This window comes from Streptomyces flavidovirens DSM 40150 (assembly GCF_000429085.1).
GTDB lineage: Bacteria > Actinomycetota > Actinomycetes > Streptomycetales > Streptomycetaceae > Streptomyces > Streptomyces flavidovirens.
The window spans coordinates 228211-242222 of sequence record NZ_AUBE01000001.1 but is presented as its reverse complement, the minus strand read 5'-3'; the positions used below and the strand labels follow the sequence as shown (position 1 = coordinate 242222).

Annotated in this window: 14 protein-coding genes; 9 read left to right on the top strand and 5 right to left on the bottom strand. The window is 69.4% G+C overall.

The window, feature by feature from the left end:
• Nucleotides 1-23: 23 nt before the first annotated feature.
• Nucleotides 24-779, bottom strand: a complete 756-nt coding sequence (locus G412_RS0101135) for an SLATT domain-containing protein (protein WP_028810456.1) — start codon at nt 777-779, stop codon at nt 24-26.
• Between the two features lie 353 nt (nt 780-1132).
• Between G412_RS0101135 and G412_RS0101130 the strand changes: the two genes are divergently transcribed.
• The 7 genes from G412_RS0101130 (at nt 1133) to G412_RS0101100 (ending at nt 7590) form a co-directional block, all read left to right on the top strand.
• Nucleotides 1133-1468 (top strand): YbaB/EbfC family nucleoid-associated protein, encoded by a 336-nt coding sequence (locus G412_RS0101130; protein ID WP_078606709.1) that lies wholly within the window; start codon nt 1133-1135, stop codon nt 1466-1468.
• A gap of 79 nt (nt 1469-1547) precedes the next feature.
• Nucleotides 1548-2147 carry a recombination mediator RecR gene (recR, locus tag G412_RS0101125; RefSeq protein WP_028810454.1) on the top strand — a complete coding sequence of 200 codons (600 nt, stop codon included), beginning with the start codon at nt 1548-1550 and terminating at the stop codon, nt 2145-2147.
• Nucleotides 2140-2808 (top strand): DUF5063 domain-containing protein, encoded by a 669-nt coding sequence (locus G412_RS0101120; protein ID WP_028810453.1) that lies wholly within the window; start codon nt 2140-2142, stop codon nt 2806-2808. Before recR ends, G412_RS0101120 begins: the two co-directional genes overlap by 8 nt.
• 206 nt (nt 2809-3014) lie before the next feature.
• On the top strand, nt 3015-4286 hold the full coding sequence (locus G412_RS0101115; RefSeq protein ID WP_028810452.1) for an aspartate kinase: 1272 nt from the start codon (nt 3015-3017) through the stop codon (nt 4284-4286).
• Between the two features lie 7 nt (nt 4287-4293).
• Nucleotides 4294-5352, top strand: coding sequence for an aspartate-semialdehyde dehydrogenase (locus G412_RS0101110; RefSeq protein WP_028810451.1), 1059 nt, complete (start codon nt 4294-4296; stop codon nt 5350-5352).
• A 268-nt stretch (nt 5353-5620) separates the two neighbouring features.
• Nucleotides 5621-6280: a SigE family RNA polymerase sigma factor gene (locus tag G412_RS0101105; protein ID WP_078606708.1), complete on the top strand. Its 660-nt coding sequence runs from the start codon at nt 5621-5623 to the stop codon at nt 6278-6280.
• Nucleotides 6277-7590: a hypothetical protein gene (locus G412_RS0101100; RefSeq protein WP_244282815.1), complete on the top strand. Its 1314-nt coding sequence runs from the start codon at nt 6277-6279 to the stop codon at nt 7588-7590. Before G412_RS0101105 ends, G412_RS0101100 begins: the two co-directional genes overlap by 4 nt.
• Before the next feature lie 76 nt (nt 7591-7666).
• Here the strand turns inward: G412_RS0101100 and G412_RS0101095 are convergent, their stop codons facing one another.
• Together G412_RS0101095 and G412_RS0101090 are read right to left on the bottom strand one after the other, a co-directional pair.
• A complete protein-coding gene (locus tag G412_RS0101095) occupies nt 7667-8494 on the bottom strand; it encodes an SURF1 family protein (RefSeq protein ID WP_028810448.1) in 828 nt (275 codons plus the stop codon).
• Between the two features lie 178 nt (nt 8495-8672).
• Entirely contained in the window at nt 8673-10487 is a 1815-nt protein-coding gene (locus G412_RS0101090) for a S9 family peptidase (RefSeq protein WP_051338035.1), read from the bottom strand.
• An 86-nt stretch (nt 10488-10573) separates the two neighbouring features.
• Between G412_RS0101090 and G412_RS0101085 the strand changes: the two genes are divergently transcribed.
• Nucleotides 10574-10942, top strand: coding sequence for a VOC family protein (locus tag G412_RS0101085; protein WP_028810446.1), 369 nt, complete (start codon nt 10574-10576; stop codon nt 10940-10942).
• 113 nt (nt 10943-11055) lie between these two features.
• Here the strand turns inward: G412_RS0101085 and G412_RS0101080 are convergent, their stop codons facing one another.
• The gene (locus G412_RS0101080; RefSeq protein ID WP_028810445.1) at nt 11056-11610 is read right to left on the bottom strand and encodes a hypothetical protein; all 555 of its coding nucleotides are present in this window, start codon (nt 11608-11610) and stop codon (nt 11056-11058) included.
• A 333-nt stretch (nt 11611-11943) separates the two neighbouring features.
• Complete coding sequence (gene galE / locus G412_RS0101075; protein ID WP_028810444.1) at nt 11944-12930, bottom strand: UDP-glucose 4-epimerase GalE; 987 nt, start codon at nt 12928-12930, stop codon at nt 11944-11946.
• 334 nt (nt 12931-13264) lie between these two features.
• Here galE and G412_RS0101070 point away from each other — a divergent pair, with 334 nt between their 5' ends.
• Complete coding sequence (locus G412_RS0101070) at nt 13265-13969, top strand: beta-ketoacyl-ACP reductase (protein WP_028810443.1); 705 nt, start codon at nt 13265-13267, stop codon at nt 13967-13969.
• The last annotated feature ends 43 nt before the right edge of the window (nt 13970-14012 follow it).

Below are 14012 nucleotides of genomic sequence, written 5' to 3'. Positions count from 1 at the left end.
GCCTCCCGCACCCCCGCCCACCCTCAGCGGGGCGATTCCGGCGGCCGCTGCCGAGGCATGTTCGGCCGCGCACCCGGAGGCAACGGGTACCGCCCCACCGACGCGCTCCCGTCCGGCCGCCCCACCCCACCCGGCGCCCCCGCCGACTGCATCACCAACGGCGCCGGCCCCGCCCGGAACTCCACCATCCAGTCCGCCGTCTCCGACCGCACCAGCTCCGAGATGTCCTCGGAGAACCGCCGGAGAATGCCGAGGCAGCGCTCGGCCGCCTCGCTCGCCGTCCCCTCCGTGGGCCCGAGCATCTCCCGTACGCTCTCCGACGCCCAGTCGAACTGGAGCGCCTGCAACCGCCGCTGCACCGCCTGCGCCGCGGCCAGGTCCCGCATCCACCCCGACGTGAGCCCGAAGTACCGGTCGCAGGCCACGCACGCGGCTCCCAGCAGCAGCGACAGGTAACCCCAGCCCGCCGCGCCGTCCACCGCCCCCGCCAGATCGACGAGCGGCAGCGCGGCCCCGACGATCACACCGGCGGCCGTGCCCGTCCGCAGCGCGCGCGCCGCGCGGCGCTTGCGGGCCCGGTCGGCGAGGTACCAGTCGGCCGTGTGCAGCGCGCCCGCCTCCACCCACCGGTAGAGCTCGTCGAGACGCTCCGCCGGCTCGCCCCAGTCGCCGAGCGGGAACGGCCGCCCGGTCAGATCGTCCTCGTCGTGCGACTGCTCGGTCGCACCCCCGCCCTCCCTCCAGGCGGGCCCCTCGGGCTGCATCTCCGGCTGGCTCACCGGGCACTCCTCTGCGCTTGCGCTCTGTCCGTGACATTGCGAGACGTGGTGCGGCTGGTGCGACGTGGTGCGACGTGGTGCGGCTGGTGTGGCGTGGTGCGACGTGCTGCGGCGTGCTGTGACATGGTGCGACGTGCTGTGACGCAGTGCATACGCATGCCCTTCCTACCGCCGAATGGTGGGCCGTGGGGCCGATATACCGGTATTTCCAGCCCGAACCGCGTCGTGGTCAGCCGCACGAGCCCCCAGGTCTCACTCGAAAGAGTCGCTTCGTACGGCATGGGGCACGGCGCCCGGCGAACACGTAGGCTCGCCTTACCGAAACAATCGTCGTCGAAGTGCCAGGAGTGACCGTGATTCCCGGTGGTGGCCAGCCCAACATGCAGCAGCTGCTTCAGCAGGCCCAGAAGATGCAGCAGGACCTCGCCAAGGCGCAGGAGGAGCTTGCCAGGACCGACGTCGACGGCCAGGCCGGCGGCGGCCTGGTCAAGGCGACCGTCAACGGCTCCGGCGAGCTACGTGCCCTGGTGATCGACCCCAAGGCGGTCGACCCGGAAGACACCGAGACCCTCGCGGACCTGATCGTCGCCGCGGTCCAGGCCGCGAACGAGAACGCGCAGCAGCTCCAGCAGGAGAAGCTCGGCCCGCTGGCCCAGGGGCTCGGCGGGATGCCGGGACTGCCCTTCTAAGGCGGCCCCGCAGCAACTACCGTACGTACCAGGCAAGACCGCAAGACCGCAAGACCGGCAGGACAAGGAAGGCAATCCGTTGTACGAAGGCGTGGTCCAGGACCTCATCGACGAATTGGGCAGGCTGCCCGGCGTCGGTCCCAAGAGCGCGCAGCGGATCGCCTTCCACATCCTCCAGGCCGAGCCGACCGATGTACGCCGCCTCGCCCATGCCCTCCTCGAGGTCAAGGACAAGGTCCGTTTCTGCGCGGTGTGCGGCAATGTCGCGCAGGAGGAGCAGTGCGGGATCTGCCGTGATCCGCGCCGCGACCCGGCGGTCATCTGCGTCGTCGAAGAGCCCAAGGATGTCGTCGCGGTCGAGCGGACGCGGGAGTTCCGCGGCCGCTACCACGTGCTCGGCGGGGCCATCAGCCCCATCGAGGGCGTCGGCCCCGACGACCTGCGGATCCGCGAGCTGCTGGCCCGCCTCGCGGACGGTGCCGTCACCGAGCTGATCCTGGCCACCGATCCGAACCTGGAGGGCGAGGCCACCGCCACCTACCTCGCCCGGATGATCAAGCCGATGGGTCTGCGGGTGACACGCCTGGCCAGTGGACTCCCCGTCGGGGGAGATCTTGAGTACGCCGACGAGGTCACGCTGGGCCGTGCCTTCGAGGGGAGACGATTGCTCGATGTCTGACGCCAACGCAAAGCTGCTGCACGCGGTCGCGCAGGACCCGGACGATTTCGCCGTCCAGATCGCCGACCAGATCGAGAGCTTCATCGTCGCCGTCACGGAAGTGGCCAAGGGTGACGAGCCGGACAGCGCTGTCCCGTTCCTGCTGCTTGAGGTGTCCCAGCTCCTGCTGGCAGGAGGCCGGCTCGGCGCGCACGAGGACATCGTTCCGGACGAGCGGTACGAGCCGGACCTCGGCCCGGAGCCCGACCCGGACGATCTGCGGCAACGTTTCGCCGTCATGCTCGACCCGATCGACGTGTACTCCGAGGTCTTCGACCCGTACGAGCCGCGCAAGGCGCCCGTCGCCTGCCGCATCTCGGACGACCTGGCCGACATCATCACGGACCTGCGCCACGGCCTGGCCCACTACCGGGCGGGCCGCACCAGCGAAGCGCTGTGGTGGTGGCAGTTCTCGTACTTCTCCAACTGGGGCCCCACCGCCTCCGCCTGCCTGCGCGCCCTCCAGTCCCTGGTGGCGCACGTCCGCCTCGACCAGCCGCTCCAGGAGCTGGACGGCCTGGACACGGACGAGGACCTGGGCGAGGAGGACCTGGAGAAGGAGGCGGGAAGGGTCATGGCCGAGGAGCTCGCGGGTCCGCTGGGTCTGCGTACGGTGACCTGACGGCCCGCGTGATCCGCGTGATCCGTGTGAGCCGGACCACGTTCCGCGTACCGCGAGTGGTCCGGGGCAGGCATCCTCACCGAGCGGGCAGGGCCGCCGCATGATCGGATCGTGAGCGCGACATCTCACGATGTGGTATCACGTGGGCCGGACCGGCGCGCTCGGTAGACTGAGCCGACCGCAGTAATGACTAACGAGGAGCGCACGTGGGCCTTGTCGTGCAGAAGTACGGAGGCTCCTCCGTTGCCGATGCCGAAGGCATCAAGCGGGTCGCCAAGCGAATCGTCGATGCCAAGAAGAACGGCCACCAGGTCGTTGTCGTGGTTTCGGCGATGGGCGACACGACGGACGAGTTGATCGATCTCGCCGAGCAGGTATCCCCGATCCCTGCCGGACGTGAATTCGACATGCTGCTGACCGCGGGTGAGCGGATTTCCATGGCCCTGCTGGCCATGGCGATCAAAAACCTGGGCCACGAGGCCCAGTCGTTCACGGGCAGCCAGGCAGGTGTCATCACCGACTCGGTCCACAACAAAGCGCGCATCATCGATGTCACGCCGGGCCGGATCCGCACCGCTCTCGACGAGGGCAACATCGCCATCGTCGCCGGTTTCCAGGGTGTGTCCCAGGACAAGAAGGACATCACCACCCTCGGCCGGGGCGGGTCGGACACGACCGCGGTCGCCCTCGCGGCAGCGCTGGACGCCGAGGTCTGTGAGATCTACACCGATGTGGACGGTGTCTTCACCGCCGACCCCCGGGTCGTGAAGAAGGCCCAGAAGATCGACTGGATCTCCTTCGAGGACATGCTGGAGCTCGCCGCCTCCGGCTCCAAGGTGCTGCTGCACCGGTGCGTGGAGTACGCACGCCGATACAACATCCCGATCCACGTCCGCTCGTCCTTCTCCGGACTGCGCGGCACCTGGGTCAGCAACGAGCCGCAAGGGGACCAGCAGGTGGAGCACGCCATCATCTCCGGAGTCGCCCATGACGTCTCCGAAGCCAAGGTCACGGTCGTCGGCGTACCGGACAAGCCGGGCGAGGCCGCGGCGATCTTCCGGTCCATCGCGGACGCCGAGATCAACATCGACATGGTCGTGCAGAACGTCTCGGCCGCGTCGACCGGTCTGACCGACATCTCCTTCACCCTTCCCAAGACCGAGGGCCGCAAGGCCATCGACGCCCTGGAGAAGACGAAGAGCACCATCGGGTTCGACTCGCTGCGTTACGACGACCAGATCGGCAAGATCTCCCTGGTCGGCGCCGGTATGAAGACGAATCCGGGTGTGACGGCGGGCTTCTTCGAGGCGCTGGCCGACGCGGGCGTGAACATCGAGCTGATCTCGACATCCGAGATCCGCATCTCGGTCGTGACCCGCGCCGACGACGTCAACGAGGCCGTGCGCGCCGTGCACTCCGCGTTCGGTCTCGACAGCGACTCCGACGAGGCAGTCGTCTACGGCGGCACCGGAAGGTGACTCGCAAGTGACGGGCAAGCCGACGCTCGCGGTCGTCGGAGCGACCGGGGCCGTCGGCGCCGTCATGCTCCAGATCCTGTCCCAGCACGCCGATGTCTGGGGCGAGATCCGGCTCCTCGCCTCCCCACGCTCGGCCGGCCGCAAGCTGGTCGTGCGCGGGGCGGAGACGGAAGTTCTGGCGCTGTCGGAGGAGGCCCTGGAGGGCGTCGACGTCGCGATGTTCGACGTACCCGACGAGGTGGCCGCGCACTGGGCGCCGATCGCCGCGGCCAAGGGCGCGGTGGTGGTGGACAACTCGGCGGCCTTCCGGCTGGACCCGGACGTTCCGCTGGTGGTTCCCGAGGTCAATCCCCACGCTGTACGGACCCGCCCGCGCGGCATCGTGGCGAGCCCCAACTGCACGACCCTCTCGATGATCGTCGCGGTGGGCGCCCTGCACGCCGAGTTCGGCCTCGCCGGCCTCGTCGTCTCCTCGTACCAGGCCGTGAGCGGCGCGGGCCGGGCCGGCGTCGACACGCTGCGCGCCCAGCTCTCGCTGGTCGCCGGTACGGAGCTGGGCACGAACCCGGGCGACGTACGGCGCGCGGTGGGCGACGACACCGGGCCCTTCGCCGGGCCGATCGCACTGAACGTGGTGCCGTGGGCCGGGACGCTCGCCGACGACGGCTGGTCGTCGGAGGAGCTGAGGGTCCGCGCCGAGTCGCGCAAGATCCTGGACCGGCCCGGCCTGCCGGTGTCGGTCACGTGTGTCCGGGTGCCGGTGCTCACCACGCACTCGCTGGCCGTGCACGCGCGCTTCGAGAACGAGGTCTCGGTCGAGCGGGCGCACGAGATCCTGGCCACCGCGCCGGGCGTGGTGCTCTGCGACAATCCGGCGGCGGGGGAGTTCCCGACCCCGGCCGACGTGGTGGGCACGGACCCGACGTGGGTGGGGCGGGTGCGGCGGTCGCTGGACGACCCGGCCGCGCTCGAACTCTTCGTGTGCGGCGACAACCTCCGCAAGGGCGCCGCGCTGAACACCGCGCAGATCGCCGAGCTGGTGGCCGCCGAAATCGGGGCGGCGTAAACCGGAACACTGCGTAGAATCTGTGAACGCTCTGTGAGTAAGTCGAAGTCTGTACTACTTGAACCGGGGCGTTGTTCTGTTCGACTATGCGCTCCCCGCCCTACTGCAACCGGCAGTCGGCAGGGGAGCGTCTTTGCGGTCGCCCCGGCAAAGTGCCGCGACAAACGGGGCATTCAGGAGGGTGAGTACGCATGGGGGCGTTCGTAACACCGTCAAAAGCGGTGCCTCGCGCGTACAACCCTGTCGGGGGGAAGAGTGTCCAACAGGCGTGGCAGAGGTTCTCGACATCACAGTGGTCCCGGTGCGCGGCGCGGCAGTGCGCTCGCTCCGCAGGACCCGCACGCCCGGCGGCATGCCGGTGATCGCTCCCATGCCGACGGCACGTACCGCCCGCATACCGTCCCCGCGCGAGGGCGCTGAAGACGCCATGACCGCGGGCACCACAGTTGACCACCTGACCGAGACCTATCGAGCCCATTACCGCTCCCTGCTGGGCCTGGCGGCCCTGCTGCTCGACGACACGGCCTCATGTGAGGACGTCGTGCAGGAAGCGTTCATACGGGTGCACTCCGCGCGCAACCGCGTGCGTGACCCGCAGAAGACCCTGGCCTACCTGCGCCAGACCGTCGTCAACCTCTCCCGCTCGGCGCTCCGGCGCCGCATTCTCGGCCTGAAGCTGCTGTCGAAGCCGATGCCGGACATGGCGAGCGCGGAGGAGGGGGCGTACGACCAACTCGAGCGCGACGCGCTGATCAAGGCGATGCGCGGACTCCAGCGACGTCAGCGCGAGGTGCTGGTCCTGCGGTACTTCGCGGACATGACCGAGGCCCAGTGTGCCGAGACACTGGGCATATCCCTGGGCTCGGTGAAGGCGTACGGATCGCGCGGCATAGCGGCGCTGCGCGTCGCCATGGAGGCCTCGGCATGAGCGGCAAGCAAGAGCGGCACGGGCCGGACGGGCCGTTGAACGACCTGACTGGAAAAGCGATTGTGAACGACGGGCCGAACGAGCGCGAAGAGGGCAAGCTGCCGGCCAACGAGCCGGCCGACCTGCCAGACACCGAGCCGGCCGACGCGGCGGCCATCGACGAGGGGTCGGCTCCGGAGGAGCCGGCCTCCGACGGATCCGTTCCCGACGAGCCGGGCTCCGACTCCAACGGATTGGATTCCGACGGATTCGGTTCCGACGAGCTGGCCCTGCGCCGGATGCTGCGTGGCGCCGTAGAAGAACTGGAACCCTCGCAGAACGCCCTGGACCACCTGCGCAAGGCGGTCCCCGCCCGGCGCGCCAGACGGCGCCAGGCCATCGTCGGTATGGCAGCCGCAGCCCTCTTCGTGGGGACGGCCGTCCCGGCCTTCGTCCACGTGGCGAACTCCGGCGACGCGGCCGACGACCGCCCCTCGATAGCGGGCCACGGGCAGCACACGCACGGTGGTACCGGCTGGGAGAAGGGCGCCGAGGAGGGCAAGAAGAAGACGGACAAGCCTTCCGGCAAGTCGAGCCCCAAGAGTGAAGAGGAAAAGCGGAAGGACAAGAAGAAGGGCTCCAGAAAGGGTTCTTCGGGCACCGGTACGGGCCGCGGCAGCGGCGCCGGCGGCGCCGACACCTCGGGCAGCGTGCCCGCGTCCTCACCCGCGTGCACCGCGAGCCAGCTCGCCGTCGCCTCGGCGGGCGCGCTCCCGGCCGACGGCGAGGGCAAGGTGTACGGGACGTTCCGGATCTCCAACGTCTCGCAAATGGCCTGCGTGATCGCCGGCCGCGGCTCGGTGTACGCCCAGCCGATGGGGGCGGCCGACCCCGCCCGCATCAACGTCGTCGACCACACCTCGGGGGACGCGGCCGCCGGCCTGCCGGACCCGTCCCTGGAGATGACCGGCCTGCTGCTGGAACCGGACATGGCGTACGAGGTGAAGTTCGCCTGGGTACCCACGGAGACCTGCCCGACGACCGACCCCTCACCCGACCCCACGCCCCCTCCGGAAGACCCCGAGCCGGGTACGACGAGTGGCGGCACAGGAACCGGTGAGAACGGCGGCGGGGAGGCAGCCGGCGGCAACGGGGGCGAGGCCGAGCCGGCCGGCACGGAGCCGCAGCTCGGCACCGAGGACGGTGGCACGGCGGACGGCAGCGTATCCGTGAGCCACACCTCGGAGGCGGGCGCGCCGACCGCGGCGGTGACGGTTCCGAACGCGTGCGCGGGAACGATCTACCGCACGGGCGTGCTGGCGGCGTCGTAACGACGGAGGGACCAGGGGACGGGACGGTCGGCCGGAGACGGCGCCGCCCCGTTCGCGTACGACGACAGCAGCGCGACTAGGACCCGGAACCGGAACCGGAACCCGAACCGGAACCCGAACCGGAATTCGCGCCTACGCCCACGGGGCGTTCCGCTTCGTCGGGCGCGATGCCGAGGGCGAGGTCACGGGCGGCCTCCGCCTCGCGGCGCATCAGCCGGAACCACATGAACAGGACAAAGCCGGCGAAGACGAACCACTCACCGGTGTAGCCGAGGTTCTGGAAGGCCTTGAGGTCGAGGCCGCTGCCCTGCGGCGCGACCGCGGGGACGGGCAGCAGGCCCGGATCGCTGTCGGTGAGGGTGATCCAGGCGTCGTAGACGTCGTACGGCACAAGATTGACGAGCGAAGCGGCGCTGATCATCCCGAGCTGCCCCTCCGGCAGCCCGCCACTGGCGTGCACACCGTCGGTGCCCGGGTTCTCGGACGCCTGGAGCGCGCCGGTCACGGTGACTTCGCCCGAGGGCGCGGCGGGGACCTTCGCCCCGGCGGGCAGCCAGCCGCGGACGACGGGCAGCGCCTTGCCGCCGTCCGTACGCAGCAGAGTCAGCACGTACGAGCCCCGCTTGCCGTCGACCTTCCGCTCGGGCACGACGAACTGCTCGGCGTAACGCCCGGTCGCGGTGGCGGGCCGCCCGGAGGTCTCCTTGTCGACGGGCAGCAGCTCGTCGAGCGGTACGGCGGCCTGCTTGCCCGGCTCGGGCTTCTCCTCGGCGGCCTGGTGGGTCTCGACACGGTCTTCGAACCGTCCGAGCTGCCAGGACCCCATGAAGACACAGAAGGGAATGGCCAGCACGACGAAGGCGTGGATCCCCCACCAGCGGGGCGTCAGCAGAAACCGGTACACCCCACCAAGGTACGGGCCACGGCCCCCCGGTCACAGTCCGGGGCCCGACGCCCGCAGGCCCCTGCCCCAAGGCTGAGCCGCGCCGGCGCGCTCGAGGAGCACGAACGGGTTCGGGAACGTGCCGCCCCCGGCGGCGCAGGAGCCACAATCAGCCCCTACACCTACAACCCCTACACCCCTACCCCAGATGCCGCGCCGCGAAGTCGATCTCCAGCCGGACCTGCTTGATCCGCTCCTCCACCACCAGCGACCCGTGCCCCGCGTCGTACCGGTACACCTCGTACGCCGCCCCCCGCGCCTCCAGCCGCTCCACGTAGTTCTCCACCTGGCGGATCGGACAGCGCGGATCGTTGACGCCCGCCGAGATGTAGACCGGCGCCCGCACCGCGTCGACGTACGTCAGCGGCGACGACGCCTCGTAGCGCTCGGGCACCTCCTCCGGCGTGCCGCCGAGCAGCGTGCGGTCCATCGCCTTCAGCGCCTCCATCTCGTCGTGGTACGCCGTCACGTAGTCGGCGACCGGTACCGCCGCCAGCCCCACCGCCCACGCCTCCGGCTGCGTACCGAGCCCGAGCAGCGTCAGATACCCGCCCCACGAACCGCCCGCCAGCACCAGCTTCGCCGGGTCCGCGAGCCCGGACGAGACGGCCCACTCCCGGACCGCGGCGATGTCCTCCAGCTCGATCAGCCCGACCCGGTGCTTGAGCGCGTCCGTCCACTCGCGCCCGTACCCGGTCGAACCGCGGTAGTTGACCCGTACGACCGCATAACCGTGGTCCACCCACGCCGCCGGTCCCGCCGCGAACGCGTCGCTGTCGTGCCACGTCGGCCCGCCGTGAACCTCGAAGACCGTGGGGAACGGCCCCTCACCCGTCGCGGGCCTCTGCACGAGCGCGTGGATCCGCCCGCCGGGCCCTTCGACCCACGCGTCCTCGACCGGCACCGAGGCCGGCGCCTTCATCCCCGGCGGGTCGAGCACCACGCGCCCCGACGTCGAGCGCACCACCGGCGGCTCGGCCGCCGAGGACCAGAGATACTCCACCGACCCGTCGGGCCGGGCCGTCGCACCCAGCACCGATCCGGCGGGTACCGGCACCTCCACCAGTTGCTGCGTGGCGAAGTCGTACCGCCACAGCTCGCTGCGCGCCTCGAAGCTGTGCGAGACGAGCAACGCGGACCCGTCCGGATACCACTCGGCGGACACATCGCCCGGCAGCTCGATCCCGAGCTCGGTCTCCTCGCCCGAGGCCACGTCCCACACCATCGGCTCCCAGCGCCCGCGCCGCTGGTGCCGGACGAGCAGCCGCGTGTCACCGTCGACCGGAGCGAAACCGAGCACTTCGATGCCCAGCTCGACCGTGCCGCCCTCGGTGTCGTCCAGGTCGGCCACCGCCGTACCGTCCAGCCGCAGCACCCGCAGCGCGGAGTGCATCGCGTCGCCGTGCTCGGTGTGCTCGATCGCGATCAGCGTCCCGTCGTGCGACAGGTCCCCCACACCCGCCGACTCCCGGTGCCGGTAGATCTCGACGGGCCCGGCGCCCGGCCGTACGACATGCACCGTGGACCCGTCCTCGTCGGTCGAGCGCCCCACGACCGCCGTCCCGTCCCGCCCGAGCGCCAGCCCGGCGGGGTACGACGCCTGGAGCCCCGGAGCCGCAGGCTGATCCTCACCACCCGCGAACGGCTGCCGCATCCAGACACCGAACTCGTCCCCGTCCGTATCGCTGAACCACCAGATCGACTCGCCGTCGGGCGTCAGCACCCCCTCCGTGGTGCCGTTCGGCCGGTCGGTCGCCTGCCGCTGGACTCCGGTCGCCCGGTCCCACGCGTACAGCTCGTACGTCCCGGTCGCGTTGGAGATGAACAACGCGCGGTCAGGCGCGTCCTCGGCCCAGTCGGGCAGCGAGACGCGCGGCGCCCGAAAACGCTTCTCCCAGTCGGGCATGGAAGGCATGGCCATGTCCGGTGCGGCGGACCCGGTGTTCTCAGTCATCCCCCCATTCTGCTTCGTCGTACGACCGATGAGTTTCCGGCCGCCTGCCGGTCCTACAGTTAAAACCCACGCCCTGGGAGGCGATCATGTTCGGTACGACGAAGGCGTACAGCGGCTTCTCGGTGGACGACATCGACGCGGCCAGGAAGTTCTACGGCGAGACACTCGGACTCCGGGTGTCCGAGCAGAACGGCATGCTGACCCTGCACATCGCGGGTGACCGGGACATCCTGGTCTACCCCAAGCCCGACCACACCCCGGCGACGTACACGATTCTCAACTTCCCCGTCGACGACATCGAGGCGGCGGTGGACGAGCTGAGCAGGAGGGGCGTGCGCTTCGAGCGTTATGACCACCTCAAAGCGGACGACAAGGGCATCTTCCGCGGCGGCGGCCCGCTGATCGCCTGGTTCACCGACCCCGCCGGAAACGTGCTGTCCGTCCTCCAGGAGTAAGCAGGAAGCGAGCCGCCGCCGGCGTTCAGAACCCTGCCAAGGAGCGCGACGCGGCAGCTTGATCCACTCCCAGCGGCCCCCCGTCCGGCTCCTGGGAACGCGAAAGAGGGCAGTTACTGAATAAGTAACTGCCCTCTGACCAGCTGTCGGGGTGGCGGGATTTGAACCCACGACCTCTTCGTCCAGAATGAGGTTCGTGCAAGATCGACGCCTGCGACGTCCGCGCCGGGCACCGCGTTTTTGTACCGGGCCCGGGTGCCGTCGAGGACAGGGGTGGGAAATCCGCCCTTCCATTGCAGGGTCACCTTGTCGTCGCCGGATCCCAGTGTGACCAAGTCCCGTGCGGGGGCGTCCTTCGCGCCCAGGAGCGAGAGGGGCGCGGGGCCGCCGCTCTTGCCCGACAGGCGCAGACCGTTGGGGCGATTCTTCGCCGTGACTATTCCGTCCGCGCCGGCGGCGAGGGAGATGTCGACCTTGTGCCACTTGCCGCCGCGCCAGACCCGTTCGGGGCCGGAGGTCAGTTCCGTGGTCAGGGTGCCGTCAGGGTTGGCGACGGTGTAGATGGTGGCGCTTGTTTCGTCGGTGGCCACCACCTTTTTACCCGTGCGCTTAGCCTCGACGATCGCCCACGCCTTGGATCCCTTGGCGTGTTTGTGGGCCCATGCCATGTCGGACTTGAGGAGGTCCGCCCGGGTGGGCTGGGTCGCAGTGACGGTTTTTTCGTGGGCTCGGGTGTGCGGCGGCTGCCTGAGTGCCGGTGACTAACGCGACTTCGGCAACCAGGAGCAGTGCGGCGCCTATCGCGAGGCGGGGATCCAGGCGTCCACTGTGAGGCCGCGTTGTTCGCCCGCTGGCCCCTGGCGCTGCAGAAAAGACGTACGGGCCGCTGGCCGGCAGCCACCGGCTCTGAAGTCGATGTGGCCCCTGTGCTCATACGACGGCACCCTCGTTCGCATCCCCTTGGCCCCGCTCGACCCGTAGAGCATGCGTACGGAAAACGGTCAGGCGGTCCTGCGCGCCTCGGGGTGGCGCAGGCACCAGCCTTCCCAGGCTGAGGAGACCATGTCGGTCACGCTGTACCGGGCGGACCAGCCCAGGTGCTGCTTGACGGGAGTGGCGTCCGCGACGACCTTCGCCGGGTCTCCCGGGCGCCGGTCGACCACGACCGGCTCGATCCCGTGGCCGGTCACCGTGGTAACGACCTCGATCAGTTCACGCACCGAAAGGCCCTCGCCCTGGCCGACGTTGAAGGTCCGTGCGACGCCGTCGTGCTCGCGCAGGTAGCGGGTGGCGGCCAGGTGTGCGGAGGCGATGTCGACCACATGGATGTAGTCACGCACGCAGGTGCCGTCCGGCGTGGCGTAGTCGTCGCCGAAGATCTGGGGCGCCTCACCGGCGGTGAGCTTCTCGAAGACCATCGGGACGAGGTTCAGCACGCGCTTGTCGGCCATGGCCGGGGTAGCGGCCCCGGCGACGTTGAAGTAGCGCAGGTTGATCACGTCCACGCCGTAAGCCTGATGGGCCGCCATGCCGAGCCATTCGCCGATGAGCTTGGTCTGGCCGTACGGGCTCATCGGTGCACACGGGGTTTCCTCGGTGACCAGGTCCACATCCGGCATCCCGTAGACGGAGGCGCTGGAGGAGTACACCAGCTTCCGCACCCCGGCGGTGTTCATCGCGGACAGCAGAACGCGGAAACCCTCGACGTTCTGGTGGTAGTGAGCCAAGGGGAGTTCGACGGATTCGCCGACCTGTGTGCGAGCTACCAGGTTGACGACGCCTTCCACCTGGTATGCCTGGAAAACCCGGTCCAAGGCCCGTTCATCGCGAACGTCGGCGATGACAAGGGGAACTCCCTCGGGCACATTGGACCTCGCACCGGTGGAGAGATCATCCACGACGAGCACGTGCTCTCCGGCGTCGTGCATTGCCTTCACGACGTGTCCACCGATGTAGCCGGCGCCGCCTGCGACGAGCCAGAACTTCATATCGCTGTTCCTTTGGTCGTGCTGTGTAGTCATCCGTGATACGCCCTGCCGAATTCGGGGCGATGCGTACCTCGGGAAGGTCAATCGGCTGAAGCGCGGCACTGTCATCGCGGTTCATGCGCCCCCGGAATCAGGAGGCCAGTGAAAGAGACCACCGCCGGGGTTGTCAACTCGCCTCTCTGTCCAGCCAAATGAACTTCTACCAGGCCCGATAGACAACCAGGACTTTCGGAAGTGCGAGTTATTGATCTTTGTTTCTACTCTCTGATCTGTCGGCGCCAACGGGGGAGCATCCGAATGGATGGCTGCCGCGCGCGACAGCAAGGAGAAGTCTGTGGGACGTTCAGTTCTCATCACCGGCGGGAATCGGGGAATCGGGCTGTCGATCGCCCGCGAGTTCGCCGCGGCCGGTGACCGGGTTGCCATCACGTACCGCTCGGGCGAACCGCCGGAGGGCCTTTTCGGGGTCCGCTGCGATGTGACGTCGGCGGCGGACGTGGAACACGCCTTTACCGAGGTGGAGGCGGAGCACGGGCCGGTCGAGGTGGTGGTGGCCAATGCCGGGATCACCCGAGACAGGCTGCTGCTCAGGATGGACGAAGACGACTTCGGTGCCGTGTTGGAGACCAACCTCGGCGGAGTCTTCAGGGTCGTCAAGCGCGCCGGCCGAGGGATGCTGAGGGCCAGGTCGGGGCGGATCGTGTTGATCTCGTCGGTGGTGGGCCTGTCGGGGGAGGCAGGTCAGTGCAACTATGCGGCGGCCAAAGCGGGGCTGATCGGTTTTGGCCGTTCGCTGGCGCGGGAGTTGGGCAGTCGCGGAATCACGGTGAACATCGTGGCGCCGGGCATCGTGGCGACAGACATGACAGCCGTGCTCCCCCAGGAGCGCAGGGACGAGATCTGTGCGCACGTCCCACTGCGACGGATGGCGGAGCCGGGCGAGATCGCCCCGGTCGTACGGTTCATCGCCTCACCGGAAGCCGCCTACATCACCGGCGCGGTCATTCCCGTCGACGGCGGCCTCGGCATGGGGCATTGAGCCCCGGCCCGGTCGCCTTCAGATCTCGTTCAGCGCCACTCCA